Origin of the sequence: Undibacterium sp. Jales W-56 (assembly GCF_025548535.1) — a bacterium.
Classification (GTDB): Bacteria; Pseudomonadota; Gammaproteobacteria; order Burkholderiales; family Burkholderiaceae_D; genus Undibacterium.
Genome location: NZ_JAJLQW010000003.1, coordinates 152,794 through 178,608 on the forward strand (window position 1 = coordinate 152,794; position 25,815 = coordinate 178,608).

The window sequence follows — 25,815 nt, forward strand, 5'->3', positions numbered from 1 at the left end:
ACGGCGGCGCTTCTGGAATATGATTTTTCTAAATGTACAAAATGCAAAACCTATCCGCTTATTCCATGCGCCTTCTGGAGCGATAAGCCTTGGAAAAGCGCATGGATATTGCGGATGCCCTCTGCAGATAGTGCTCTCATTGTGTAAAACCTGTCGCCGCAGAGGCACAGTTTCTACCCGCTCAACGGTGCCAGCAAAGCCTGTAAATCCGCCGCATTAAACTTCGGTGCCAGAGCCGCATCGCTGCCCAGCACGCCTTCTGCCAGCGCTGCCTTGCGCGCTTGCAGGTCGAGGATGCGTTCTTCTATGCTGCCCTCCACCACCAGCTTGTACACAAACACGGCCTGCTGCTGGCCGATGCGATGGGCGCGTGCTGTGGCCTGTTCTTCAACGGCCGGATTCCACCACGGATCCATGTGGATTACGGTATCGGCGGCGGTCAGGTTGAGGCCGACGCCGCCGGCTTTCAGGCTGATCAGCATGACGGGAACGGTCTTGCTCTGGAACTGTGCGACCACCGTGCCACGCTGCGCCGGTGGCGTTTTTCCGGTCAATGCCAGGTAGGGCAATTCCAAGATCGTCAGTTGGACGGCGATCAGATCCAGCATTTCGGTGAACTGCGAAAACACCAGCACACGGCGGCCTTCGGCCACCAGGTTAGGCAGCATGTCGCTGAGCATTCCGAGTTTGGCGCGTTCCATGCTGTCCGGTGTTTTTGTCCCCTTCAGAAGATACGGATCGCAACAGACCTGGCGCAACTTCAGCAAGGCATCGAGGATGCTGATCTGCGCGCCGGCAAAGCCTTTGCGCTGCAGGATGCGGCGTACCTGCTCATCGGCGGCGACCCGCACGCTCTCGTACAGATCGCGCTGCTGACCAGTCAGCTTGAGGCGTTTGATGACCTCGGTCTTGGGCGGCAATTCGCTGGCGACGTCTTGTTTGCGTCGTCGCAAAATAAACGGCCGGACCCGCTGCGCCAGCAATTGCGCGCGCAGGGTTTCGCCATTCACTTCGATCGGTTTGCGCCAGAGCCGCGTGAAGTTGCGCATGTCGCCGAGAAAGCCCGGCATCAAAAAATCGAACTGCGTCCACAGTTCGCCCAGGTTATTTTCCAGCGGGGTGCCGGTGATGCATAGCCGGTGCCGGGCACGCAAGCGCCGTACCGCATCGGCACTGCGGCTGGCCGCGTTTTTAACGGTTTGCGCTTCATCGAGTATCAGCAAATGGAAGGGCTGCGCTTCCAGCGTCGCCAGATCGCGCCACAGCAGCGGATAGGTGGTCAGCACAATATCGGCGTCTGCCATGCTGGCGAATTCATCGGCGCGTTGCGATCCCTGCAGCGCCAGCACACGCAAGCCTGGCGCCATGCGGCGGGCTTCAGCCTGCCAGTTAAACACCAGCGAGGTCGGCAGCACCACCAGCGCGGGATAATCGAGCCGTCCGGCCTGCTTTTCAAGCAGGATATGCGCGAGTGCCTGGGCGGTTTTACCCAGCCCCATATCATCAGCCAGAATGCCGGCCAGATGATTTTCCCGTAAATATTGCAGCCATGCCACGCCATGCAATTGGTACGGGCGCAGCGTGACGCCCAAACCTTCAGGCGCAACGATGTCCCGCGGACTGCCGGCAAGCTGCAAGCGTTTCGCCAGTGCGCGTAACCCCAATTCACCCTGCAATTGCCAGCCGCCATGCGCACCGGCGCGCGCAGCCTGGCTGTTTGCCAAGCTCAGACGCAATGCTTCCAGCCTGTGGGCATCCCAGGCAGACAATTGCAAGGGACTTTGCCGCTTATCGTGCAAACGTTTTTCATCGGTCAGCAGTTCCAGCATGTGCATGACAATCGCTTTGAGCGGGGCAGCCAGTGCATCGATCCGCTTGCCGCCCGGCGCACGCAGCTGTATCACCGCCAGATCGTCAATCGCGGCAACTTGCGCCGCGCTAAGCCAGCGTGCATCGCGTTGTATCAAATTCGCGAGCATGGGCACCAGGTCAAGTACCTGCCCTTCGATTTCCACCCCTAAACTGAGCAGCCACGATCCCTCGCGTGCAGGCAGGCCGAGCGGCACGATCGCCGGGGCATATCCGCGCAGGCGCGACGCGACTTCCTTACCCGTTATTTCGCCAGTCTGCTGATCGACGATCAGGTGCCAGGCATCGACCGGCACACTCTCATGAGCAAAGCCGGGATGGACCAGCACCGACCAGCCGAGCGCCTGTAACGCTGGTAATTGCTCGGCCCAAAAGTCGGCAAAAAAATCTTCCTGCTGCAAACTCCATAAGGGACCGAACGCAAGCGCCGCGTCTTCGCTACGCCATTGCAGACTCGCCGCCGGCACCGGCTGCAAATTCAGGTCCCAAACCTTATCCAGGGCATCCGCCTCGGCACCGAGATCGCGTAACAAGACCACAGACTGCCCTTGCGCATCGGTCAGTGTATGGCTGGACTGCGGCCGGCGATTGAGTAAGGTAGTCGGTGCCGGAGTCTGCCAGTGGACGCCGCGCTCTGTCGTGTACAGCCAGTCGATCTGCACTACGGTCACGCTACCGCCGCGCGGGCCAAAAGTACCGGTCGGCTTCATGCCCAACAAACCATCGCCGCGATGCAGAGTCTGTAGGCTGATACGGGGACGGAATTTACCGGATAGTTCGGGCGCTCGGGTCATTACAGGTTGAATGCCTTGTTATTTCTTAAGAGGGATAAGTCGGGTATTAAAGCGAGCAATGCGTCGGCAATAATGTCTGATGGTAGGTGCAGTGTAGCTAAAGTTTAACGTTTAAAAGCCAGCACCAGCACGCCGCCAGCGACCATCGCGATGCCTGTCCATTCGCGCAGGGATGGCCGTTCACCCAGAAAGCTAAATGCGAAGATCGCTACCAATACCAGGCTCAGTTTATCCACCGGAGCAACTTTCGACGCTTCTCCCAATTGGAGTGCGCGGAAATAGCAAACCCATGAAGCGCCCGTCGCCAGTGCCGACAGCGCAAGGAATAACCAGGTTTTTGGCGACAAGGCGAAAGGATTGCTCCATTTACCGGCAAACCAGATAAAGACCGATAGAACGATCATGACAATCGCCGTTCTGACCAGCGTGGCCAGATCAGAATCGACACCCTGGATACCGATTTTGGCAAAAATCGCCGTCATTGCAGCAAAGACAGCGGACAACATTGCCCAATAAAACCAACTGCTGGAACTGGTCATTCTGCGGTACTCCTGATGTTGAGGCGATGGGAAAGATAGCTTAAAAATGTTGACATCTTAAAAGAACCATTCTGTTGCTCAGTGCGATTCTTGTCAGGACAGACCAGAATGGCTTGCCCCGCAGATAATGCATAAATCTGAGGACAATGTAAATGTCTTGCAATTTTTAAGCTGGCTGTGGCGATCCATTCCATCCGCCCGGTAGCGCAGCAAGGACGATGTTGATCGATGACCATCTAAACAATCAGATACGACTCAGGCACAAACCAAAACCTCTCACCACAGAGACACGGAGACACAGAGAAAAGGCAAGAGAGGGACTGGATACATGGCGTTTGCTATTAAACGAACCCGCAATCTGGATGCGCCTGTTGGCGCGAAAAGCCTCTGAAAGCCGCATCCAGCTTGCGGTGGCGATCCAAAGTGTTTAAACAGCTGGTCGTTCTGCGCAAGTCCGATAAGAGATGCCAATTGTGCCGACCGGATCACCATCGCGCGACCACATCAGGCGATTCTTTGGAACCGCATTTGCCAGTTCATTTCCCAGGTCTTGCCTTGATCTGGCGACATGGCCTGTTCCCAGCAGGCGCTATCGCGCTGGATATCCGACCAGGTATAGCGAACCCGAATCGGCTTGCCGTCCAGTTCATCGTCGCATTCAAAGACGCCGATCCCATTCTCGAATTTGCCGACCACGGGCGGCAGCAATACGCCCGCTGCATTCAGACCCGCGCTCTGATTGTCGAGCCAATAGATACTCCATAGCCTGGTTTGTGGATTGAATAGCCGTAACGACATACCGACAAAGCCGGGACGCCAGCTGGCGGCGACGAAGTCATCATAATTACCTATCCCTGCGGGCAGCGACTGGTTGTACTGGGTGGCCTCAAAAGTTTCCCACTCGTGGTTATCTTGCAGGCGTTTGACCAGACGCCGATTTTCAACCCTCCAGTGGCCGATCAGGAAATCGAAATCGTGGATGCCGTCGTGGTTATGGTGATTGGTTTGCATGGCGCTCATTTCTATTTGGTTAGACTGCTGGAGATTCATTGATTTACAGACCGCCAGTAAGCATGAGGGATGCGCTGAAACAACGATTGCTTTCAGCGTACGCCGTCTCGCTGGGTTGCCGGTTTTTTCGAAATGATGCTGCTTCATGCCGACTGTGGCAGGTACCTCAAACCGTCGATGATGAATGGATCGGCCTCGATCACGACAGTTGTATAAGTATCGATGCAGGCCATGACAGCGTCACGCGGACCGTGTATCCACTCAGCACTAGCATAAAATTCATCCTGGCTCTGGCTGCGTTGCGCCAGGCTGGAATAGGCTCGAATCAGCAAATAGACATCCGGTGTATGCAGTGACGGGCGGGCGGCAACGACATCGGTGCCTGCCGCCAGCAGCATGGGCACAGATCGCTCCCCCATGACCTGTTGGAATTGTTCTGACATGCCCGCATTGAGGGTATACGTTCTTATTTCAATGAGCTGTTTCACGTGCTTTGCTTTCTTGACAAAAAGAACTCATGATATAGTCGCCAAGTGCCAGAAACAACGTAGGATCAACGGTTTTTGCAACCAGACTACGGCAAATTTTAAGGTTTTTTGAAAGGTTTTCTTTGAGCTTTGTACTGGACGCTTACGACCGCAAAATTCTCGCTCTTTTACAAGGCGATGCACGACTCAGTTATTCAGAAATCGGGCGCAGGATTCATCTCACTTCACCCGCCGTCGCCGAACGGGTACACCGGCTTGAAGAGGCGCAGGTGATCGAAGGATTCACGACGCGCTTAAATTTGCGGGCACTGGGTTACAGCTTCGAGGCGTTTGTCAACATTACGGTGGATTCGCACGATGCGCTCGATGCGTGGGCGGCTTCGCATCAGGAGGTGTTGGCGCTGCATGCAACCACGGGGACTCATTGTGCCTTGATCCGTCTCGCGGTGACGGCGCCCGAGCATCTGCAGGCACTGATCAAATCGCTAGGTGCGATCGGCAAAACGACGACCTCCATCGTACTATCGTCGCACTTCGAAGACCGGCCGCGTTTGTGCGGTGATCAACTCCAGCTTGCCTCTTCGAAGACTTCGTGATGGCGGCCAGCAATCCATGAGCCTGGACTGATCGCTGCCTTCGCTTATTTCAGTTGATATGCTGCGTCGTCAAACGAACTCACGGGCGCCAGATCCGCATAGTGCGTTGCCCGGCCTTGCTGTTTCGCCATAAAGGCTTCCATCAGGTTGCTGCTTTGCCAGATACCGGATTGCAGCCAGCCCATTTGTTGCAAGGCGTCGTGAGTCGAGTGGTCGCGTGCGTAGTGGATGGCTTGTTTGCTGCCCCAGATGGCGACCGGTGGCTTCGTGGCGATTTCGGCGGCCATTTGCAGCGCGGCTTCTATCATTAATTCTCGGCTGTCGAATAGCTCGTTTACCAAGCCGACCGCGAGCGCGCGTCGGGCTGGCAGGCGGCGTCCAGTGTAGGCCATTTCATGCACGATGCCTTCGGGGATCAGTTTTGGCAGGCGTTGCAAAGTGCCGAGATCGGCGGTCATGCCGATGTTGATTTCCTGGATGCAGAAAAAAGCGTCTGCGCTGGCCAGGCGGATGTCGCTGGCGCAGATCAGATCGACGCCGCCGCCGATGCAGCCGCCATGAATCGCACTGATCACCGGCATGCGTAGTTGCTCGATCAGGTTAAACGAACGATGCATCTCTTGCAGCACCAGGGCGATGTTGGCGCGCCCGGCCGCGCTGGCATCGTCCAGGCTGACCCCGCCGCCGGCGAAGACATCGAGCGCCATACCGGCGGTGAAGTGCTTGCCGCTCGATGAGATCACCAGGGCGCGGGCCGGAGCGTCGCGTTGCAGATCGCTCAGAATACTGACCAGCTCACGGAAAAATACCGGCTGCATGGTATTCATGCTGTCCGGACGATTGAATTGCAAATGAGCGACTTTATCCTTGATGCTGAAATCGAAACAGTGATAGGTCATACAGTCTCCAGTGATTGTCATTATTGATGCAAGCGCCGTGAGGCAAATTCAATTTCCTGCATCGGGTTCGGGGTTTTTCAGCGAATGCAATACTGCCCTGACGGCAGCGCGATACAGTTCGTCCGAATGTTCTTTTTTCAGGTAATACCCTTTGAGTTCCAGGCTGATCACGCCGTGCATCGCGGCCCATAGCAAGCGGGCCGCAGCGCTCGGACTCGACTTGGGTAAGCTGCCTTCTTGCATGCAGTGTTCGAACTCATTGATCAGCGGGGTGAAGGATTCCCAGGCGGCCACCCGCGATTCGAGCGGCGGCACAAAGCCGGCAATCGCATCGCCGAACATCACCATGTAATAGCTGGGATTGCGTCTGGCGTACTCATGGTAATTGGTCGCATACATCCAAATGCGATCGAGTCCGTGGGTCTTTTGCATGGCGGGCAAACTCGCTTCGTAACTCGCGAAATCCCGGATCAGGCGGCTGAAACCTTCCAGGTACAGGGCATTCGATAAACCGTCCTTGCCGCCGAATAGCGAATACAGCAAGGTGGTGGAGCAATTCACCGCATCGGCGACCTTGCGCACGGTCAGCGCCGCTGCTCCTTGTTCCACCAGCAAGCGGGTGGCGGCATCCAGCATGCCTTGACGCAGGGTATTGCGCAGCTCTTCCTGACCTTGTTTGAAATCGATGACTTTGGTTTTTGGTGTTGACATGGAGGGTCCGCAAAATTCTTGTGAAAAACAACGTTTTTTCTGATAACATCATATCAGCCTCACTAAAAAACGCCAGCAAAAACATCGTTTCCATGTGTTTTTACCGGCGCTTGCGACACCCAGCGTCAGCGCAGTCCAGTGAGAACCATTTTAATTACGAGACCGGATCCCCTTATGACGACTTCTCATTTGCCCAAAGCGTTACAGAATCTTTCCTTGCCGGTGATCGGCTCCCCTTTGTTTATCGCCAGCGGTCCCAAACTGGTCGCGGCGCAGTGCAAAGCCGGTATCGTCGGCTCCTTCCCGGCCTTGAACGCCCGCCCGGCAGAATTGCTGGATACCTGGCTGACCGAGTTGCAGGCCGAGCTGGCAGCGTTTCAGGCCGCCAATCCTGCTGCCAAGGTGGGGCCGATCGCCGTCAACCAGATCGTGCATCAATCGAATGACAGGCTGGCGCATGACGTCGAAGTCTGCGTCAAGCACCAGATCCCCATCATCATCTCCTCGCTGCGTGCGCCGCCCAAAGAGATGCTGGATGCGATCCATAGCTACGGCGGCATCGTTTTGCATGACGTGATCTCGATCCGTCACGCCAAGAAAGCGCTGGAAGCCGGTGTCGACGGCCTGATCCTGGTCGCTGCCGGTGCGGGCGGCCATGCCGGCGGTTTGTCGCCTTTCGCACTGGTCGGCGAGGTGCGTAAATTTTTTAAAGGCCCGGTCGCCTTGTCCGGTTCGATTGCCTCCGGCGATGCGGTGCTGGCAGCGCAAGCCATGGGGGCCGACTTTGCGTATATCGGCTCACGCTGGCTGGCCACGCAAGAATCGAATGTCGATGAGGCATACCGCCAGGCGATTATCGAATCGAGCGCCGCCGACATCGTCTACACCAACCTGTTCACCGGCGTGCATGGCAATTACCTGAAAAAATCGATAGTCGCGGCCGGACTCGATCCAGAAAACCTGCCGGTCGCCGACAAGACCGCGATGAACTTCGGTTCCGGCAGCGGCAGCAAAGCCAAAGCCTGGCGCGATATCTGGGGCGCAGGTCAGGGCGTAGGCTTGATGGAGGATGCGCCTAGCGTGGCCGAAGTGGTAGCGCGCCTGAAGGCGGAATACGACGCGGCCAAGCAGCGCGTATTGGCGAGCTGAATCATCAATGGACGCCGTTTGAAAAGATATCCGCAAGGACGGTCGCAGAGTAAGAAAAGAGGTTTTTTTGCGTTCTCTGCGTCTTTGCGGAAAATAGTTTTCCCGACTGCGTATAAGTTGTACCGGCTTAAACTAGACCTGACATACATGTCAGGCTTCACCGTCCGCAAACGCCCCGAAGTGGACGAAGCCCGCTGTAGCAGATCGATGCAACGGGGGGCTAGGCCTCACGCCCTGCCAGCGCCAAGGAGGCGCCCAGCCCCAGCATTGTGACGCCTGACACCTTGGTGAGTAGTCGTGCGCGAGCGGCGCGCGCGACGCCTGACTTGAGTAAGCGATCAGCTGCGAAAACCGCTATGACATCGACCGTCGTGTTAAGGGTGACGCAAATACTTCCAAGTATCACCAACTGTGGGGCCAAGGGTTCGCCTGGCGAGACAAACTGAGGCAGAAACGCCAGAAAAAAAAGCGCTGTCTTGACGTTTAACGCCTCAACAATGATTCCCTCGTACAGTGATCGGCGCGCCCCCTGAGAAGTAACGGGCTCCACCGTGAGCGCCTGGTCCTTGCGCAGAAGCAGGCGAATGCCCATGTAGACGAGATAGGCAGCACCAAGGTACTTGACCAGGTTGTAGGCCACGGCGGACTGGGCAATTATCAGGGACAGGCCGAGCGCCGCCGCAAAAACGTGGAGCATTCCGCCGATTCCGGTGCCGAAGCATGAGGCCAAGCCTTCTGCGCGACCGCCAGCGACCGTACGGGCGACGACGTAAGCAATGCCCGGACCAGGGGTGATGGCAAGGACCACGGCGGCGAGTACGAAGGCAAGGAATGACATGGTGTTGGTGTCTTTCAGGTGAGGGTCAGCGTCGGCTGACCTGTGAGCTCTAATTACAAATAGGTAGAAAATTTATGCCGACTTGGCGTCAGCACAAGCCAGCATGGCATCGCCAATCATGCGATCACCTTGGGCCTTGAGCGTTTCGCCGGCGCCGCGTATGTCGCGAACTTCCTTGTTCTGGCTCAGTTTTGACTTGCCGACAAGGCGCGTGATTTCAATCTCCAGACCCACGATGGCCTTGAGCATCGTGTCAATGTCCTCCTTGGAGCTGTCCGTCATCTTCCATGGTGCCGGCTGTGACGCTTCATGGGTTCGGGTCAGACGGGCAACCACGCCGCGCACGAAGCGCTCGTCGTCGCGGATGGTGATGCGTCCGTAGGCATGGGCCAGCATGTAATTCCAGGTGGGTACCTGCTTGTGGAACTCATGCTTGGACGGATACCAATTGGGCGAAATATACGCATCGGCGGCCCGAAAGACCACCAGTACCTCATCGCCATCGGATACGTCCTTCCACACCGGGTTGGCGCGCGCCACATGGGCATTCAGCACACCCATCTCACCCTGCTGGGGATTGAGTTCAAAAGGAATATGGTTGGCATCCAGTCCACTTGCGCCATGCGTGACCAGCATTCCAAAAGGATGTTGCTTGATGAGGTCATGCAGCACTTCTGTACGAGACTCATCGAAATGGTTGGGTACATACATCTCAGTTCTCCCGGTGTTAACCCTGATTGAAACGCTTATGCCTTTGGAGGCAGTTATCCGACGTGGATTATCGCCATTTTCTGGATTACTATGTAGGTCCACAATTGAACAATTTCAGCAGGCCAGAATCGTATGCCACGACGTCCCCAAGCTGTGGATTTGCCGCCCATTAGCGGCCTGGACCGTAGCAGCGGGCATCTTGGCCGGCAATTGACGTACGCTCTGCGCGAGGCAATACGTAGCGGCAACTTGAAGCCTGGCGATCTTCTGCCTTCGAGCCGTCAGCTAGCCAGCGCGCTCGATATCGCGCGCGGCACCGTCACGGAGGCGTACGAACAACTGATCGCCGAGGGATTTCTCGACGCACAACCAAGGGCGGGCACGCGAGTCGCTGCCGCGTTGACCCAATCGCGGTCCGCTGCCAGCAGTTCGCAAAAGCCGGCGGCAAAGGCGACGTCCGCTTCACTGCCGGCGCCTGCAGCCGCCTTCGCTAAAGTCGCGGAGCAATTCAAGCCGCTGCCGCCGGTACCCTTTGCCGTTTCCGTTCCCACAGGCCCGGCAGCGCCCGATGAAGCGTGGCGACGACTCGGCAACCGCATCCGCGCCCGAGGACCAGGCGCGCCCTCGGGGTATGACGATCCTCAAGGTGTCAAGGCCCTCCGGGAAGCCGTGGCTGAGTACGTGCGGAGGTCGCGCTCGGTGCAGTGCAGTGCTGAACAAGTCATCATCACGACGGGAACCCAGCAAGGGTTGTACGTCGCCTGCCAAGTGCTGCTGGGCGCCACCGACATCGCGTGGGTGGAAGACCCCGCCTATCGGGGCATTACCGGAATTCTCGAAAGCACAGGGCGGCAGGATCGCATGGTGCGCGTTCCAGTTGACGATGCCGGCATCGACGTCGACGCAGGCGTGGCAATGGCAAAGGATGCGCGTGCTGCATTCGTCACGCCTTCGCATCAATATCCGTTGGGAATGCCGATGAGCATGGGGCGCAGGAATGCATTGCTGGCTTGGGCACGGAAGAACGGCGCCTGGATCGTAGAGGACGACTACGACAGCGAACTGCGCTATGCCGGCCATCCGTTTCCTTCACTGCAGGGGCTTGCACCGGATCGCGTCGTCTACCTTGGCACCTTCAGCAAGATCCTGTTTCCATCGCTGCGCCTTGGCTATGCCATCGTTCCTGACGCCTTGGTACCCGCCTTCTGCGGTGCGCGTGTACTGATGGACAGACATACGCCAAGCGCCGACCAACACGTCCTCGCCGCTTTCATCACCGAAGGTTATCTGGATCGGCATATCCGACGCATTCGCGGTGTGTACGCTGACCGGCGCAGCCAGCTGTTAGGCATGCTCGAGCGATGGATTCCCAAGGATCTTGGATGGCTGCAGCCTAGCGATCAAGGCATGCATCTGGTCCTCTGGCTAGCGGACGGTATCGACGACGTTTTGCTGGCGTCACGCGCGGTGGAGGCTGGAGTCGCTGTGCGTGCAGTGTCTCCAATGTATTCGGAGGGCAATGGTCGCTCAGGACTCGTCCTCGGTTTAGGTGGATTCAGCAACGAGCAGATGGAGGCAGCAGTTCGGATCCTTGCTGCAATCAGCATGTCGATGAGAAAGACCAAGCCGCACATACAGACTACTTCGTGAAGAATCGAATAAAAATCAGCCGGAACGACCGGCCGTCATTCAAGTTTCTACGATAGTTTGCCGTAACCAAACTATCTCCCGCCTTTTCCCCCGAAGAATCCTATGATGCATCGTCTCCCGCTTGTGCTGTTTGTGTCATTGCTATGTGCTCAGGTGCAGGCGCGTGACGATGCCACGCCGTCCAAGCCGATCAAGCAAGCGTCGGCGAAAGAAGATGCCTCTGTCAAAGAGGACAGCAAGCCGCCCGGCAAAGAATCCAAAGATAAAGAATCCAAGGAAAAGCCAAGCAAAGAGAGTAAGGCGGCCGCCTTGGCACGCGCGAAAGAAGAGCAGGCGGCCGATGATATAGCGGCAAAAATTGCCGACAAACTGGCGATCATTCGCAAGGAAAAAGAAGAAGCCAAGGCCCGCTCCAATCCGAATCCACGTCCGCTGCTCAGAAATTCCTTCATTGCGCCGGTCCGAAAGCCCGCCGCGATGGGCAATGCCAATGGCGTCAGCACAATCGCCGCCCACAGCGCCGAGCATTGGAGCTATGAAGGTGAAGGCGGGCCTTTAAGCTGGGGCAAGCTGAATCCCGCCAACGCCAAATGCGACACCGGTGAACGCCAGTCGCCGATCGATATTCGCGACGGCATCAGGGTAGAGCTAGATCCGATCGGGTTTGATTACAAGGCGGCGAGCTTCAGCGTAGTCGATAACGGTCACACCATCCAGGTCAATCTGGGCGCCGGCAATTACATCACGGTCGGCGGGCGCAGCTACGAACTGGTGCAATTCCATTTCCATAAACCATCGGAAGAACGCGTGAATGGCAAGAGTTTTGAGATGGTCGCGCATCTGGTGCATAAAGACAGCAACGGCAAACTCGCCGTGGTCGCCGTGCTGATCGAACGCGGCAAACCGCAGCCGCTGGTGCAGATGATCTGGAACAATTTACCTTTAGAAAAAGACGATCCGGTCAAAGCCCTGAGCACGATAGACATGAACCAGATTTTGCCCACCAAGCGCGACTACTACACCTATATGGGATCGCTGACGACGCCGCCGTGCAGCGAAGGCGTGTTGTGGCTGGTGATGAAAGAACCGATCGAAATTTCACCCGAACAACTGGCGATTTTTAACCGTTTATATCCCATGAACGCGCGACCGATCCAAAAACTCTCGGGTCGCCTGATTAAAGAATCCAACTAAACATTCATCGTAAAAATCCCCATGGCGATTTTTACGATGGCAATTTCAGCCCATCACTCAACGCTGGTCTGGGCCATATCATTTGTAGTAGCTCAGACTTGCGCTGACAGTCTCTGTCAGATGATTTGTCGGCCAGCAGCGTACATCTCGATTGGAAATATATGGAAAGAATATTGGGCTCACCTGAATATGAACGATGTGGCGCATCGTTCACGTCGTTTTTCCCATCACTTTCTGAGCTTTGATCTATTGCCATCCTAGAGAAAAATATTTTTTGCAAGCGTGTCGATTTTGTGTGCCGTCATCCGTCGTAGGAATGAAGCACCGGTTGTCCATTCCACCTTAACCAAGGAAACGCTATGAACAAACAGATCATCCTCAATCTGCCCGTGAAGGACCTCGACAAATCCAAGGCCTTCTTTTCCGCTCTTGGCTTTACCTTCAATCCCCGATTTAGCGGAGAGAACGCGGCGTTCATGAATATCGTCGACGGCACCATCCAGGCTATGCTGACGACCGAACCTTTCTTCAAGTCACTGATCGACAAGCCCCTCGCGAATGCAAAGGAAGCCAATGAAGTCGTCATTTGCCTTAGTTGCGAAAGCCGGGAAGAGGTAGACAGCCTGATCGCCAAGGCCGTTGCCGCTGGTGGCCGCACACCGCATCCGCCCGAGGACCATGGCTTTATGTATGACCAGGGCTTCGAGGATATCGATGGCCACCTGTGGAACCTGGTCTGGACAGCGCCAGAAGCCTAGTGCGCTGGCGGTGGAAAAGCCCAGCAATTCCGCTAAATTCAGCTACCTTGTAGAGTGATCGACTGCCCGACTGCAAGTAAGCGACCGCCGGTTCGGCACGGGTGCCGCCGATCATGACATGAACCGTCAGACCAAGTCTGAGTTACTACATATCATTCGTATTTGCGCGCATCGTCTATCACTTTGCCGTCATTCGGCAACTGCTGATAATCGACAAAAATCACTTCACCACGTAATTTGGTGACCTCACGCAAGCTGCCGATAATCGCTGCCTTCAAGGCCGCGTCGCGTACCTCGCTCTCGCATTGCAGGGTCATCACATCATTCGCCATTTCACCGCTGACCACCAGCCGCGCTTTGCGGATTTCCGGATGACGCTTGACGACTTCGGCGACTTGCGACGGATGGACAAACATGCCTTTAACCTTGGTGGTCTGATCGGCCCGCCCCAACCAGCCCTTGATGCGCGTATTGGTGCGGCCGCAAGGCGACATGCCCGGCAGGATCGCCGACATATCCCCGGTGCCAAAACGGATCAAGGGATAGTCGGGATTAAATGAGGTGACCACGACTTCACCGACCTCCCCGGCATCGACCAGATCGCCGGTGCCCGGCCGGACGATTTCCAGAATCAGGTCTTCATCGAGAATCATGCCGGGATTTAAGGTTCCGTCGCTGACCGTTTCATAGGCGATATTGCCGATGTCGGCAGTCGCATACATTTGCACGACATGCGGTATGCCCTGATCTTGCAGCCATTGCCGCAGACTCGGCGGCAAGGCTTCGGCGCCAACGATCGCATATTGCAGACTGGAGATATCCGCGTTCATCTCTGCCGCTTTTTCAATAATGATTTTTAAAAAGCTCGGGGTGCCGACATACGCATCGGGACGCAACTCGACGATCGCCTGGACCTGCATCTCGGTTTGCCCGGTGCCTGCCGGGATCACGGCGCAACCGATTTTGGCAGCGCCGCCCTCGACCATAAAGGCGGCAGGCGTGAAGTGATACGAAAAACAGTTTTGGATAATATGTCCGGCGCGCAAGCCGACCGCATGCAATGGCCGCGCAAAACGCCACCAGTCCTGGGCCCGGCCTTCGGGATCAAAGATCGGGCCAGGCGACATAAAGATACGGCTCATCTGGCGCGCTGCGGTGGTGGTCAGAGCGCCAAACGGCAGCGCTGCTCTCTGGATGTTTTTCAGATCCGATTTTCGTGTCACTGGTAGCTGCGCCAAGGCTACGCGACTCTGGATATCAGCGGCTTGCACACCATGCAGAATGGCGGCCCAGCCCGCCGCTGTCTGTGCCTGCGCGATCAATTGCGGCAGCCGCGTCATCAATGCCTGTTCGCGGCTTTGCGGATGGCGGGTTTCCAATGCGTCCAGATATGCGCTCATGGTGAGTAGAGATTAAGTTGATCGGTAAAAATCGGGGTAGCCATTAGTGACGCTGTGATGCTTACGCCAGCCAGCGCTTACGGCGACGATAGAACTTCATATCGCGAAAGCTCTTGCGGCCGGCACCGGAGACCCCGAGATAGAATTCTTTGACGTCTTCATTGGTCGCTAAATCTTTGGCATCACCTTCCATCACGACCCGGCCGTTTTCCAGGATGTAGCCGAAGTCGGCATAGCGTAAAGCGACATTGGTATTTTGTTCGGCCAGCAGGAAGGAGACGTTTTCCACGGTGTTGAGGCTCTTCACAATGTCAAAAATTTCCTCGACCAGTTGCGGTGCGATCCCCATCGATGGCTCGTCCAGCAAAATCATCGACGGCTTTGCCATCAAGGCGCGTCCGATCGCGCACATCTGTTGCTCGCCGCCGGAGGTGTAACCCGCCAGCGAACTACGACGCTGCCGCAAGCGCGGAAAATAGCGGTACACCATGTCCAGCGAGTCTTTTAATTCTGACCGCGAAATACTGCGTGTGTAGGCGCCGGTCAGCAGATTTTCTTCTATGCTCAGGTGCGCAAAACAATGGCGTCCTTCCATCACTTGCGACAAGCCGCGCTTGACCAGTTCATTCGGGGTCAGGTGATCGACCCGCTGGCCTTTAAAGCAAATATCGCCTTTGGTAATATCGCCGCGTTCATTGCGCAACAGCGTGGAAATCGCCTTCAGCGTGGTTGATTTGCCGGCCCCGTTAGCGCCCAGCAAAGCCACGATCTTGCCTTGCGGGACTTGCAGCGAAATTCCTTTGAGCACCAGTATCACATGATCGTAAATAACCTCGATATTGTTGACGCTCAGATAGGCCGGATTGTGTTCCATCGCGGTTGTGTTGCTCGCATTGCTGGTCGTGGGCATCGTCATGGTGTTCTCATTCATCTCAGGCGGGTGCGAACGGCGCACCCGCAATTGCATTGGCCAGGTATTGTTACCATCGTCTTGCTGACATCATCTTGCTTGCGTCGCTGCAAAAGAACCCGCTCCCGTGCTTCATCCGGTGTGCATGAAGACGCAGGAGCGGGAAATCCACTAAGGAAACTCCCGCGTTACGCCCTGCTTATTTCAGACAGGCAGGCGTGATTTTTTTCTCTACCGCATATTTATTCGACGACTCTTCCAGCATGGCGCGTGTCAAAGCCTTGTCGCCCGTGACCCAGTTCGGTGTGATGGCGTGCCATTTATCGCCAGTCCATTGCTGTACTTTGACGGCGCCGGAACCTTCATGGTCTTCGCACGAGGTCTTCACCGGGGGAAACATCCCCAAGGCACCCAGGGCTTTTTGCCGTGCCTCATCGACGTTCAGGTTTTCAAAACCCCAACGGATTTGTTCCGAGCTCACGGCTTTTCCCTTGCCGTATTTCTCTTGCGCTTTCAGGATCGCTTCTGCCCACAACATGGCAGCTGTCACGCCACGCATGTGATACACCGAGCCGACCCGGTTCTTGTCGCCCAGATTGCCTTTGCCTGCCGCATAGATCTTGCTGCGGATTTCATCGAGCACCGGATAATTGCCCGGGGTATTGAAGGTCATGGTGCTATAACCCTTGGCCGCGTCGCCTGCCGGGATGGTGTCTTCCTCGGAACCGGCCCACCACACGCCCAGCATCTTTTCACGCGGGAAGCCATTACGCTGCGCGGTCTTGATCGCGACGGCATTCATCACACCCCAGCCCCACAGAATCACATAGTCGGGATTGGCCTGGCGGATTTGCAGCCACTGCGATTGCTGTTCATTGCCCGGATGCGCGACCGGGATCTTGATCAGTTCAAAACCGTATTGCTTGGCTTGCGCTTCGAGTACCGGCAGAGGCTCTTTGCCAAACGCAGAATCGTGGTACAGATGCACGATTTTTTTACCTTTGAGCTTATCCATGCCGCCCGACTTGTCGCCGAGGTACTTGGTCATCGCGGCGGCCTGATTCCAGTAACTGGTAATCAGCGGAAAAACATACGGAAATACCTTGCCGTTCGCGGCATCAGAGCGGCCATAGCCGAGGGTGGTCATCGGGATTTTGTCTTCCGCCAGGCGATCTAAAATACCGTAGGCGATCCCGGTGGACAGCGGCTCAACCAGCGAGGCGCCGCCATTCGATTTTTTCAGGCGCTCATAGCATTCGATGCCGCGCGACGCGTTGTATTCGGTTTCGCATTCTTCCCACGCAATCTTGACGCCGTTCAAGCCGCCTTTGGCATTGATCAGGTTGAAGTAATCGATCGCGCCGCCATAAAAGCCTGACCCGCCAGCCGCATACGGGCCGACCCGATATGACAGCAGAGGAATGAATTGTTCATCCGCCTGGGCGATGCCGACGGCACCGGCAAAGGCAGCGCCCAGCAATACTGACTTGAGTAATTTCATGATATCTCCTTCGTGGTTGGATAAAGGTGTTACCGGATGCTTGCTGAACACCGCAACAGTGCCATCGCATCTTCTTGAATCAGGGAATAACCATGTTTTCCCGGTTTACAACTCAAATAACTGACTTCGTGCAAGAACAGCCATGCATCATAAGAATGACTCCTGTTTCTCTCCGCGTCCCTGTGCCTCGGGGTTGAGAGCTTGAAGGTTTTGCGGATCGCCGTATCAATATGGGAACGGCCACAAACGTAATTTCTCTTTCGCGATTTGCCACAGTCTCGCCAGGCCATGCGGCTCCACAATCAGGAAAAAAATGATCAGTGCGCCGAACACCATCAGCTCCAGATTCGACGCCACATTGGTCGGCAGCGACAAGGCGTGCGCCATCAGGTTCAACATGATAGGCAACAGGATGATGAAGGCCGAACCCAGGAAAGAACCGAGGATGGAGCCAACGCCGCCAATGATGATCATGAACAGGATCCTGAACGATAAGTCGAGGTTGTAGGCTTCCGGCTCGACCGTGCCGAGATACGCATACGCATACAAAGCACCGGCGACGCCGCAGTAAAACGAGGACACCGCAAACGCCAGCAACTTGGTGCGCATCAGACGAAAACCGATCACCTCTGCCGCCACGTCCATGTCGCGCACCGCCATCCACGAGCGCCCGACATTCGAGCGCACCATGTTTTTTGCTAACAGCGCCAGCAGGCAGACGATGCACAGCGTCAGCAGATATTTTTTGACCGGGGTGTTAAAGCTCATGCCCAAGATCACCATCTCTTGCGCCGTGATCACGCCGGACGAGCTGTAATTGGTGAACCACTGTATTTTGGTCAGACACCAGACCACGAAGAACTGGGTTGCCAGCGTCGCCGCTGCCAGATAGAAGCCGCGGATACGCAGCGAAGGCAGCCCGAACGCAATCCCGACCAGCGCAGCGCACAGGCCGCCGAGCACAAACGCCAGCAACACCGGGATGCCGGGGATGCGCAATACAAAGTTGTACGAAGCAAAGGCGCCGACCGCCATAAACGCGGCCGAACCCAAAGACAGTTGTCCCGCATAACCGGTCAGAATATTCAGTCCCAAGGCCGCCAGAGAAAAAATCAGGAACGGGATCAGGATCGCCGAAAACGTATAGGGCGAGGCGATCAGCGGCACCACCAAAAACGCCAGCGCCAGAATAATGGCAATGCCTATCCTGTCCTGCCTTATAGGAAAAATCTGGTTGTCGGCAGCATAGCTGGGCTTGAACTGACCTGCTTCACGATAAAACATGGGCTTCCTCTAGATTGATCCCGCACTATCCATGCGGGTTTTGAGCCATTTTCAGCCTGGAAGGCGCATTCCTGTTGCGCTATCCACTGCACACTTCGTTGCACTCCCTCTACCGCCGGCAGGCGAGGGGCTCGCACAAAATCTCAAAGATTAAATACGCCGGATAATTTTTTCCCCGAACAATCCCTCAGGCCGCACCAGCAAGAACAGCAGCGCCAGCACATAAGGGAACCAGCCTTCGATGCCACCCCCGACCATCGGCCCGATATACACTTCGGCGAGTTTTTCCGATGCACCGATAATCAGGCCGCCGACAATTGCACCGGGGACCGAGGTAAAACCGCCGAGGATCAGCACCGGCAAGGCTTTCAGGGCGACAAAGGTAAGCGCAAACTGCACGCCATTGCGCGCGCCCCACAGCAAACCGGCGACCAGCGCAACAAAACCGGCAACGGCCCACACTACGCCCCAGATCTGTTGCAAAGGAATGCCGACCGCGAGTGCGGCCTGATGATCGTCTGCGACGGCACGCAGCGCCCGGCCGATTTTGGTCTTTGAGAATAACAAGGCCAGGCCCGTGACCAATAAGGCGCAAATCAGGGCGGCGATCACATCAAATTGCGAAACGATGATATTGAATTTTTCCATCAGGAATTCGATAGGCACATCGTCAATCGGCAGGCTCAGGCGATGCGGTTGCGAGCCCCATAATAATTGCGCCAGACCTTCGATGAAAAACGTCAGGCCAATCGTCGCCATGAACAGCGTGATCTCAGGCTGATTGACCAGCGGGCGCAAGACGATACGTTCAATCGCCAGACCCAGCGCGACCATCACGACCATCGTCAGCGGGATCGCCAGCCATAGCGAGAGATGGAATTGTTCGGTCAGGCCGACACAAGTCAGCGCCGCAAAAAACACCATCGCGCCCTGGGCAAAATTGAACACGCCCGAAGCCTTATAAATCAGCACGAAACCCAGTGCCACCAGCGCGTACATCACGCCTGACAGCAAGCCGCCGATCAGCACTTCAAAGAAAAAATTGATATTCATTTCTAGCTTTCAGCTTACGTTAAGCAAACATGAATTGTTAACCAAGACCCCGCAACACAAAGGCACAGAGACACAGAGGAAAAACATCAGAAAATTTGGCTCTTCTCCTGCCTTTCTCTGTGCCTCTGTGGTGAAGGGTCTTAAGATTGTTCATTAATGCGCCACACCCAGATAGGCATTAATCACATCCTGATTCGCCAGCACTTCTGCCGGCGTGCCGTCGCCAATTTTTTTACCGTAATCGAGCACCACTACACGGTCCGAGATATCCATCACCACCCCCATGTCGTGTTCGATCAAGACGATCGTGGTACCGAGTTGATCATTCACATCGAGAATGAAGCGGCTCATGTCCTGCTTCTCTTCCACGTTCATGCCGGCCATCGGTTCATCCAGCAAGAGGATTTCCGGCTCTGCTGCCAGCGCCCGACCCAATTCCACGCGCTTTTGCAAGCCATACGACAGGCGGCCGACCGGCGTTTTACGGATGTGCTGGATTTCCAGGAAGTCGATGATCTCTTCGGCCTTTTGGCGATGGGCGATTTCTTCTTTTTGCGCCGGTCCCCAATACAAAGCCTGCATCAGAAAATTACTTTTCATCTTCAGGTTGCGTCCCGTCATGATATTGTCGAGCACGCTCATGCCTTTAAACAAGGCGATGTTCTGGAAGGTGCGGGCAATCCCGCTTTTGGCTGCTGCATGGGTATTCATGCCGCGCCGATGCTGGCCGCGATAAGTAATATCGCCTTCTTGCGGATGATATACGCCATTGATGACGTTCAACATCGAGCTTTTACCTGCGCCGTTCGGCCCTATGATGGCGCGGATTTCATGCTCCTTGACGTTGAAGGAAATATTCGTCAATGCCTTGACCCCGCCGAACGATAGCGAAATGCCTTGCAAATCCAGGATCACCTCGCCGATTTTCCTGCCCATGTTGTTCATCTCTGTCATGCGATCCTCACGCTGCCTGTTGCTGTACTGGCTGACCGGCAGCGACGACTTTGACATCGCTGATATGCAGGTCGGCACTGACCGTACCCTGACGGCCGTCTTCAAACTTGACTTGCGTTTCGATATGCTGCGAACGCTTTCCCGAATACAGGGCATCGATCAGCACGGCATATTTTTGCGCGACAAAACCGCGCCGCACTTTGCGTGTGCGGGTCAGTTCGTCGTCGTCGGGATCGAGCTCTTTATGCAGGACCAGAAAACGATGGATTTGCGTATTCGCCATCAAGGCTTCGCTGGCCAGATCGGCATTGACTTTTTCCACGCAGGACAAGATCAACTGGTAGGTTTCGGCCTTGCCCGCCAGATCGGTGTAGCCGGCATAGGCAATCCCGCGGCGCTCCGACCAGTTGCCGACTGCGTCCATATCGATATTGATGAAGGCGCAGACGGTGTCGCGGCCGTGTCCGAACGCGACCGCTTCTTTGATGAACGGGAAGAACTTGAGTTTGTTCTCGATATAATTAGGCGCAAAGATATCGCCGTTGCTGAGTTTGCCGACGTCGGCCGCCCGGTCGATGATTTTCAGATGGCCGTCGCTATCGAAGATGCCGGCATCGCCGGTATGGAAGTAGCCATCGGCATCGATGACTTCCGCGGTGGCGTCGGGGCGCTTGTAATACCCTTTCAGCATCGATGCCGATTTCACCAGCACTTCGCCATTGCCGGCCAGCTTGACTTCCACTCCTGGCGCGGCCAGTCCGACGCTATCGAATTTAATCTGGCCATCGGGTTGCAGACAGACATAGGCGCAGGTCTCGGTCGATCCGTACAGTTGTTTCAGGTTGATGCCGATAGAACGGTAAAAACGGAACAGGTCTGGGCCAATCGCGGCGCCCGCAGTGTAGGCAACCCGCACGCGCGACAGGCCGAGTACATTTTTCAGCGGGCCATACACAAAGAAATTGCCGAGCGCGTAATTGAGTTTATCCAGCAGGGATACGGGTTTGCGATCGAGGATATCAGAACCGATTTTACGTGCGACTTCCATGTAGTGATGGAATAATCTGCGCTTGATGGCGCCCGCATCTTCCATGCGTATCATGACCGTGGTCAGCATGTTTTCAAATACCCGCGGAGGCGCAAAATAATAGGTCGGGCCGACTTCGCGCAGATCGGTCAAGACGGTTTCGCTCGATTCGGGGCAATTCACGGTAAAGCCCGCCGCCATCGCTTGGGCGTAGGAAAACAAATGATCGCCGACCCATGCCATCGGCAGGTAAGACAAGATCTCTTCCCGTTCACTCAGGTGATCAAAACTCGCGCCGCCATTGGCGGCATGGATGAATGAGCGATGGGTCTGGCAGACGCCTTTGGGTTTGCCCGTGGTACCTGAGGTGTACAACATCACGGCAGTGTCGTCGGTTTGCCCCAGTTCGACCTGTTGCATGAAAAAGCCGGGATGCGCCTGGTCATAGGCGCGACCGATTTCCTGCAAGCTGGCGTAGGAGGTGAGTTCCGGCTGACGGTAGTGGCGCATGCCGCGCTCATCATCGAAGGCGATATGCCGGATGCCTGCGTAGTGCTGTCCGATCTCCAGCAGCTTATCGACCTGCTCCTGATCTTCGACGATGGCGAACTCGATCTCGGCATTTTCCAGCACATACGCCATGTCGGCGGCCGGGGCATCCTGATACAGCGGCACTGCGATCCCGCCCAGACACTGCGCCGCCGCCATCGCCCAGTAAAGGCGCGGGCGGTTGTCGCCGACGATCGCGAGATTCATGCCGCGCTGAAAACCTTGCGCTGCCAGTCCGCAGGCAAGTGCACGGACTTCGGCGCTGACCTCCGCCCAATTCCAGGTTTGCCAGATGCCTAAATCTTTTTCGCGGAATGCGGGACGTTGCGCATGCACTTGCGCATTGCGCAGCAAGAGCCTGGGGAAGGTCGCATCACTCGGGTTCGCTGTGTTCGTGTAGCTCATTGTCTCCGCCAACTGCTGATTATTTGGACTTGCGCAAAACCGGTCGGGCAGGCCTCACCGGCGGCAATTTTGCATAAGTCCTGACGATGTAGGTGAGTTTCCTCACGCTCCCTTACGACATGCTTACTGGTCTATGTGCCAGCATGCGCCATGTCATTTCGGGAGCAGGCATCTTGTAATGGCGTGGATGTTGCATCAGTGCACAAGATGTTCCTTGTGGCCGCTTTCGCTTATACAATGTCCCCGAGGCTTTCTCATTTTTTATGTGTTATCAGGATAGTAGACAGATCAAATGCGCCAGGTTGTCATTTGCCCGACAATCTCATTTAAACGACAGACTATCGTTGGTGCAGCGCACCATCCGTGGCGCTGCCCGACAATACCGCGTGCATACTCGCACCCCAGCTCAAACAGGAATCATAAAAACAGCCATGCCGGAAAATCAGTTGGCAACCACGACGCCTATTCACTCTCTAGATAACAAATTTGCGCGGACCATCTGGGCAAGCATGCTGGCGCCCGAGCACATGCAAAAGGTCGAGGCAGAAGTCATGGAGCGGTTTATCCCTGCCGGTGCTTATGTCTGCCGCAAAGGCGATACCGTCGATTACTGGATGGGCGTGATTGAAGGTTTTTTAAAGATGAGCAGTATCTCGCCGGAAGGCAAGACAATCACTTTTAGCTGCATGCTGGCAGGCGGCTGGTTCGGCGAGGGTTCCTTGCTCAAGACCGAGTCGCGCAAATACGACGTCGTCGCTTTGCGCGACACACGGGTTGCCTACATGCCGCGCAGCACCTTTAACTGGTTGCTGGATAACAGTATTCCGTTTAACCGTTTTTTACTGCAGCAATTGAATGAGCGCCTCGGTTTTTTTATTTCACTGGTCGAGTATGACCGTATGCTGGATATTGACACGCGCGTGGCGCGCTGCCTGGCAGCGATGTTCCATCCGTATCTGAATCCCGGCAGCAGCATGCAATTGCAAATTTCGCAGGAAGAGATCGGTTATATCTCCAGCGTCTCGCGGCAACGCGCGAATCAGGCTTTGCAGGTGCTGGAAAAGAAAAAACTACTCAGCGTCGATTATGGCGGCATCACGATACTGGATCTGGAAGGCTTGCGTAAATTTCCGGGGGAGCCGGGCAAATGAATATGCCGGATAAAAAAAACCTCAACATTATCGGCGCGGGCAAGGTCGGGCAAGTGCTTGGACACTTGTTTGCACAGCATCAGGTGTTTTCTATGCTCGATGTGTGCAATCGCTCTGCAACCAGCGCCGAACGTGCCGTCGCGCTGATAGGCGCGGGACGCGCCGTGAACGGAGCCGCTCAGTTGCGTGCTGCCGAGGTGTGGATGTTGAGTGTGCCGGACGATCAGATTGCGACGACTTGCCAGGCGCTGGTCGATGCCGGGATGATTCAGGCCGGCAATATCCTCTTTCATTGCAGCGGCGCCAAAGCCTCGACAGCACTCAGTGCGGCCAGCGCTATCGGCGCTGCAGTGGCGAGCGTGCATCCGGTATGCAGCTTTGCCAATGTCGCGCATCTCGCCCGGAATTTTTCCGGCACGGTTTGCAGCCTTGAGGGCGATGAGATGGCGCTGGCAAGTTTATTGCCCGCAATGCAGGGCATCGGCGCCCGTACAGTCCAGATCAGCGCTGCGAATAAATTGCTGTATCACGCTGGCTCTGTGTTTGCGAGTAATTATCTGGTGAGCCTGCTGGAGCTTGCTTTGCAAGCGTATCAGGCCGCCGGTATTGCGCCTGAGCTGGCGATGGCGATGGCGCAACCGCTGGCGCAACAAAGTTTAAGCAATGTATTTCAGCTAGGACCTGCGCAAGCCCTGACTGGCCCGATTGCACGCGGCGACATGGCTACCGTGATACAACAGCAGCAGGTGGTAACGCAGTGGAATGCGCAGGCCGGCGCGCTATATCAGGCGTTTATTGCGCCGACCATCGATCTGGCTGCGAAAAAAATCTGACAGTTTTGCTGATGTTATTCAGAAAAATACACGCTGTTTCTGCCGTTTTCTTTAGCCTGGGATAGCGCCACATCGGCCCGGTCAAACACGCTGTCTTCGGTCTCATCATCCTTGCATTGGGCAACCCCCATGCTGACACTGATGCTGAGACGATTTTTCGCCAGATCGGTGGTACGTGAAAAATCATTCGCAGCGATCATGCTGCGTAAATTTTCGGCGATCGAGGTTGCTTTTTCCAGGGTGCAGTTTTTCAGCAGGATCAAGAATTCTTCACCGCCCCAGCGACAGATCACGTCGCTCTCGCGCAACGAACGTTTCGCGATCAAGGCAATTTCTTTGAGTACATGATCGCCGACCAGGCGACCGTGTTTATCATTCATTTTTTTGAAAAAATCGATATCGACCAGTACCACGCACAAAGGCTGGCGCGAGCGTTCACTGTCCAGCAAGGCTTGTTGAAATACGAAATCAAATGCCTGACGATTCAGCAGCGAGGTCAATTGATCAGTTGCCGCCGATTTGTCTATGCGCGCCTGATAACGTCGTATCGACAACGCCAGCAAGATCAATATGAGCAAGCTAATGACGGCGCTGATCGCGATGTTGATGAGGGTAATGTCCTGGAACGGTTTCAGGTCATTAGTGAGTTCCTGCTCAACCAGCAGATGCCAGCCCAGCTCGGGAATATAGCGTGAGTTGAGCAGGATATTGTCATTATCGAGCTGGTATTCCAGATGCAGGGAATCACTCTTTCTATTCGCCAGAATTTGTACGGCAATATCGCTCAGACCAGGTGTGCTTTGCAATGTGTTGCGGGATTTTTTGATGGTATTGCCGGCCAGGACGATACTACCTTTTTGGTCGGCGAAATAGATATTGCGATGAAAGCGCGCCTGATAGCTGTCGATCAAACGCTTGATGCCATCCATTGGTATGCCGATACCGGCAGCGCCAATCAATTTGCCGCTGTCATCGAGGATACGGTAATTGATGTTGATCGTCATGCTGTCGCGGTTCGCCGTATCGACATCGACATTGGTTTCGTAAGCCGATTTCATGGCTGCGACCCGATAAAACCATTGATCGCGCGGCTCGCCCGGACTTACCGCTTTGATGATGCCGTTCGCATGGTAATGCTGGTGGGTGAGATTAGATACCAGAAAACTGGAAATCGCATTATTCCTGGTTTTGATGTCTTTCAGGTAGCGGGCGATTTGTTCCGGCTCTTGCTCGCCATTGATAATCCAGTCGCGCACAAAGGTGTCGTGCGCCATTTGCGAGGATACCAAGACGGGACGCAAGAGATCTTTTTGGATTTCGGCATACGCATTGTCGCCGGTGATCGGCAGGATTTGCTCCGACAAACTCTGGCGTATCGCATCGCGCGACACCAGCAATCCAGCCAAATGAATGAAACCGAAACCAGCGATCAGAATCAGCGATAGCCAGATCAACAAACTGTATTGTTTTAATATTTTTCGCATGTGATGGTGATCAAAACGCGGTCAATTTTTGATGCCGTGCGGTCGCAGGACACGGAT

Annotated in this window: 23 protein-coding genes; 7 read left to right on the plus strand and 16 right to left on the minus strand. The window is 55.6% G+C overall.

Annotated features, from left to right (window positions below; all coding sequences use genetic code 11):
* Nucleotides 1-173: 173 nt before the first annotated feature.
* The 4 genes from LPB67_RS09890 to LPB67_RS09905 all read right to left on the minus strand — a co-directional run bounded on the left by LPB67_RS09890 (nt 174) and on the right by LPB67_RS09905 (nt 4,701).
* Nucleotides 174-2,663 carry a DEAD/DEAH box helicase gene (locus LPB67_RS09890; RefSeq protein WP_262837000.1) on the minus strand — a complete coding sequence of 830 codons (2,490 nt, stop codon included), beginning with the start codon at nt 2,661-2,663 and terminating at the stop codon, nt 174-176.
* Between the two features lie 104 nt (nt 2,664-2,767).
* The gene (locus tag LPB67_RS09895; RefSeq protein WP_262837001.1) at nt 2,768-3,202 is read right to left on the minus strand and encodes an EamA family transporter; all 435 of its coding nucleotides are present in this window, start codon (nt 3,200-3,202) and stop codon (nt 2,768-2,770) included.
* Between the two features lie 504 nt (nt 3,203-3,706).
* A complete protein-coding gene (locus LPB67_RS09900) occupies nt 3,707-4,213 on the minus strand; it encodes a hypothetical protein (RefSeq protein ID WP_262837002.1) in 507 nt (168 codons plus the stop codon).
* 143 nt (nt 4,214-4,356) lie between these two features.
* Nucleotides 4,357-4,701: an NIPSNAP family protein gene (locus LPB67_RS09905; RefSeq protein ID WP_262837003.1), complete on the minus strand. Its 345-nt coding sequence runs from the start codon at nt 4,699-4,701 to the stop codon at nt 4,357-4,359.
* A gap of 122 nt (nt 4,702-4,823) precedes the next feature.
* Here LPB67_RS09905 and LPB67_RS09910 point away from each other — a divergent pair, with 122 nt between their 5' ends.
* Entirely contained in the window at nt 4,824-5,297 is a 474-nt protein-coding gene (locus LPB67_RS09910) for an Lrp/AsnC family transcriptional regulator (protein ID WP_262837004.1), read from the plus strand.
* 44 nt (nt 5,298-5,341) lie between these two features.
* On the opposite strand, the gene LPB67_RS09915 is transcribed toward LPB67_RS09910, so the two are convergent.
* Both LPB67_RS09915 and LPB67_RS09920 read right to left on the minus strand, forming a co-directional pair.
* Entirely contained in the window at nt 5,342-6,196 is an 855-nt protein-coding gene (locus LPB67_RS09915) for an enoyl-CoA hydratase-related protein (protein ID WP_262837005.1), read from the minus strand.
* 48 nt (nt 6,197-6,244) lie between these two features.
* Nucleotides 6,245-6,907: a TetR/AcrR family transcriptional regulator gene (locus LPB67_RS09920; protein ID WP_262837006.1), complete on the minus strand. Its 663-nt coding sequence runs from the start codon at nt 6,905-6,907 to the stop codon at nt 6,245-6,247.
* 174 nt (nt 6,908-7,081) lie between these two features.
* Here LPB67_RS09920 and LPB67_RS09925 point away from each other — a divergent pair, with 174 nt between their 5' ends.
* Nucleotides 7,082-8,056 carry an NAD(P)H-dependent flavin oxidoreductase gene (locus tag LPB67_RS09925; protein ID WP_262837007.1) on the plus strand — a complete coding sequence of 325 codons (975 nt, stop codon included), beginning with the start codon at nt 7,082-7,084 and terminating at the stop codon, nt 8,054-8,056.
* Nucleotides 8,057-8,276: 220 nt separating this feature from the next.
* Here LPB67_RS09925 and LPB67_RS09930 read toward each other — a convergent pair whose 3' ends face one another.
* Together LPB67_RS09930 and LPB67_RS09935 are read right to left on the minus strand one after the other, a co-directional pair.
* Complete coding sequence (locus LPB67_RS09930; protein ID WP_262837008.1) at nt 8,277-8,894, minus strand: LysE family translocator; 618 nt, start codon at nt 8,892-8,894, stop codon at nt 8,277-8,279.
* Between the two features lie 72 nt (nt 8,895-8,966).
* Nucleotides 8,967-9,605, minus strand: a complete 639-nt coding sequence (locus tag LPB67_RS09935; protein WP_262837009.1) for an FMN-binding negative transcriptional regulator — start codon at nt 9,603-9,605, stop codon at nt 8,967-8,969.
* Nucleotides 9,606-9,737: 132 nt separating this feature from the next.
* On the opposite strand from LPB67_RS09935, the gene LPB67_RS09940 reads away from it, so the two are divergent.
* The 3 genes from LPB67_RS09940 (at nt 9,738) to LPB67_RS09950 (ending at nt 13,207) form a co-directional block, all read left to right on the plus strand.
* Nucleotides 9,738-11,255, plus strand: a complete 1,518-nt coding sequence (locus LPB67_RS09940; RefSeq protein ID WP_262837010.1) for a PLP-dependent aminotransferase family protein — start codon at nt 9,738-9,740, stop codon at nt 11,253-11,255.
* 102 nt (nt 11,256-11,357) lie between these two features.
* Entirely contained in the window at nt 11,358-12,449 is a 1,092-nt protein-coding gene (locus LPB67_RS09945; protein WP_316685174.1) for a carbonic anhydrase family protein, read from the plus strand.
* Between the two features lie 359 nt (nt 12,450-12,808).
* Nucleotides 12,809-13,207 carry a VOC family protein gene (locus tag LPB67_RS09950; RefSeq protein ID WP_262837011.1) on the plus strand — a complete coding sequence of 133 codons (399 nt, stop codon included), beginning with the start codon at nt 12,809-12,811 and terminating at the stop codon, nt 13,205-13,207.
* Nucleotides 13,208-13,359: 152 nt separating this feature from the next.
* Here LPB67_RS09950 and LPB67_RS09955 read toward each other — a convergent pair whose 3' ends face one another.
* From LPB67_RS09955 to LPB67_RS09985, 7 genes are all read right to left on the minus strand, one after another.
* Nucleotides 13,360-14,607: a phenylacetate--CoA ligase family protein gene (locus LPB67_RS09955; RefSeq protein WP_262837012.1), complete on the minus strand. Its 1,248-nt coding sequence runs from the start codon at nt 14,605-14,607 to the stop codon at nt 13,360-13,362.
* Nucleotides 14,608-14,668: 61 nt separating this feature from the next.
* A complete protein-coding gene (locus tag LPB67_RS09960; RefSeq protein WP_410482729.1) occupies nt 14,669-15,517 on the minus strand; it encodes an ABC transporter ATP-binding protein in 849 nt (282 codons plus the stop codon).
* Between the two features lie 199 nt (nt 15,518-15,716).
* A complete protein-coding gene (locus LPB67_RS09965) occupies nt 15,717-17,018 on the minus strand; it encodes an ABC transporter substrate-binding protein (protein ID WP_262837013.1) in 1,302 nt (433 codons plus the stop codon).
* A gap of 225 nt (nt 17,019-17,243) precedes the next feature.
* Entirely contained in the window at nt 17,244-18,302 is a 1,059-nt protein-coding gene (locus LPB67_RS09970; protein ID WP_262837014.1) for a branched-chain amino acid ABC transporter permease, read from the minus strand.
* Nucleotides 18,303-18,452: 150 nt separating this feature from the next.
* Nucleotides 18,453-19,349: a branched-chain amino acid ABC transporter permease gene (locus LPB67_RS09975; RefSeq protein WP_262837409.1), complete on the minus strand. Its 897-nt coding sequence runs from the start codon at nt 19,347-19,349 to the stop codon at nt 18,453-18,455.
* 159 nt (nt 19,350-19,508) lie between these two features.
* Entirely contained in the window at nt 19,509-20,309 is an 801-nt protein-coding gene (locus tag LPB67_RS09980; protein WP_262837410.1) for an ABC transporter ATP-binding protein, read from the minus strand.
* Nucleotides 20,310-20,316: 7 nt separating this feature from the next.
* The gene (locus tag LPB67_RS09985) at nt 20,317-22,290 is read right to left on the minus strand and encodes an AMP-dependent synthetase/ligase (protein ID WP_262837015.1); all 1,974 of its coding nucleotides are present in this window, start codon (nt 22,288-22,290) and stop codon (nt 20,317-20,319) included.
* 431 nt (nt 22,291-22,721) lie between these two features.
* On the opposite strand from LPB67_RS09985, the gene LPB67_RS09990 reads away from it, so the two are divergent.
* Both LPB67_RS09990 and LPB67_RS09995 read left to right on the plus strand, forming a co-directional pair.
* Nucleotides 22,722-23,441, plus strand: coding sequence for a Crp/Fnr family transcriptional regulator (locus tag LPB67_RS09990; protein ID WP_262837017.1), 720 nt, complete (start codon nt 22,722-22,724; stop codon nt 23,439-23,441).
* A complete protein-coding gene (locus tag LPB67_RS09995; RefSeq protein ID WP_316685175.1) occupies nt 23,438-24,274 on the plus strand; it encodes a Rossmann-like and DUF2520 domain-containing protein in 837 nt (278 codons plus the stop codon). Before LPB67_RS09990 ends, LPB67_RS09995 begins: the two co-directional genes overlap by 4 nt.
* 14 nt (nt 24,275-24,288) lie before the next feature.
* On the opposite strand, the gene LPB67_RS10000 is transcribed toward LPB67_RS09995, so the two are convergent.
* On the minus strand, nt 24,289-25,758 hold the full coding sequence (locus tag LPB67_RS10000; RefSeq protein WP_262837018.1) for a sensor domain-containing diguanylate cyclase: 1,470 nt from the start codon (nt 25,756-25,758) through the stop codon (nt 24,289-24,291).
* Between the last annotated feature and the right edge of the window lie 57 nt (nt 25,759-25,815).